The 1,529-nt window shown below is 68.1% G+C and carries 1 protein-coding gene; it reads right to left on the bottom strand.

Annotated elements, in window-relative coordinates:
• Positions 1-39 precede the first annotated feature (39 nt).
• Positions 40-1,362 (bottom strand): IS701 family transposase, encoded by a 1,323-nt coding sequence (locus EJK15_RS69265; protein WP_206062373.1) that lies wholly within the window; start codon positions 1,360-1,362, stop codon positions 40-42.
• Positions 1,363-1,529 lie beyond the last annotated feature (167 nt).

Raw genomic sequence — 1,529 nt, 5'->3', positions numbered from 1 at the left:
CTAGTACGGCAGTCACCATTCGTGAGCTGAGCTGTGGGTTTATGTCGTAGTCAGGCGGGTGCGTTTGTGGAACCAGCGGGCCCGAGCCTGATGTCGGCGTCGCCAGATTGACCAGTGGGCGGTGTGCAGCAGCGCGGGTGTTGCTGCGGTCGCGGCGTTGAACAGGCGCTTGATCTCGGCGACCGTCAGGGGGATCATGCCCGGGTCGGTGGGTGGCGGCTGATCGGGCCGTTGTGGTGGCGGGGCTTGGGTGTCGGTGTGGCGCCGGGCGGCCGCGGCGCTGGCCGCGCAGATCGCCAGGGCGGCCATGACGAGTACGAGGTGCCGCAGAAACGCCTCGTAGAGGCGGACCTGGGACTGGTCCAGGCCGAACAGGTCCTTGCCGAACTCGAAACTCTCTTCCACTGGCCATCTCAGCCCGGCGGCGGCGATCAGGCGGGCCAGGGTGGCCGGCTGACCGGCGGGCACGAAGCAGTAGTGGAAGGCCAGCTCGCCGGTTTTGCGGTGCTTGCGGATCAGCAGGAAGTGGGTGGGGCTGGTGGTGGCGATCCAGGTCCAGGCGTAGGCGCGTTCGCCTTTGGAGCCGTTCCCGGCCGAGCGGATGGTCCAGGTGCGTTTGGGCTTGCAGTGCCGGGCTACGGTCTGGGCACAGGTCAGGGTGGTGCCGCCGCCCAAGGTCACTGTGAAGGAGGAGCGGACGCGTAGCACGTAGGCCTGCTCGTGCTGTTCGAGGAAGGTGCGCAGCTTGGTGCACGCGCCGTACACTTCGTCGCCGGTCAGGAAGTCGAAGCGGACGCCGTCGGACCAGGCGTCGGTCAGCAGGCCGATGCCCAGTTCTCCCTTGGTGGCGAACGCCAGATCCACCGGCAGGGCGGTGATGACGGCCGTGACCGGGTCGGTGATCTGCTCGGCAGGGATCCACTGCCGGGCGCCGATCAGAGCGTGTCCGGCGTCGGCGCGGACGTAGGCCAGGTAGACGGTGTTGACGCCGTTGTCCACGCCGCCCGCGCAGCCCATGTGCTGCCTTTTGACGCCCGAGGTGGCGGTGCCCTTCTTCTCCTGACCGGACTCATCCAGCGCGCCGACGGTCAGGCTGCCGGGGTCGGCGGCGGCGTCCAGGCGGGCGACGGCGAAGCGGCGCACCACGCTCATCGCGCCGGCGGTGTCCCAGCGGGCCCGGTTCAGCAGCCGCTGGGTGGCGGCAGGTGAGCGGTCCCCGGCGTGCTCGGCGATCGTCCATCCGTTGCGTTTGGGCAGGTCGGACATGACGGCACGAAGGTACTTGGCGGCCTGCAGGCGGGGTTCGATCCGGGGGAACATCGGTGCCAGCGCGGCGAGCAGTTCGTCTGTGTTCCGTTGCACGCGCCGGGCCTCTAGGATGAGCGCAGCAGCCGCTCTCGATCTTGTACTCGTCACACAGGCATGATCACGAGCGGCTGCTCTCTTTGTGCCCGCTTCCCATCACAAGATCGCAACGGCCTATCGCGCATCCGTGCTGGTCACACTGCGAATGGTGACTGCCGTACTAG

Source organism: Nonomuraea basaltis (assembly GCF_005893125.1).
Classification (GTDB): domain Bacteria; phylum Actinomycetota; class Actinomycetes; order Streptosporangiales; family Streptosporangiaceae; genus Nonomuraea; species Nonomuraea basaltis.
This window is presented reverse-complemented; position numbering and strand designations above follow the sequence as displayed.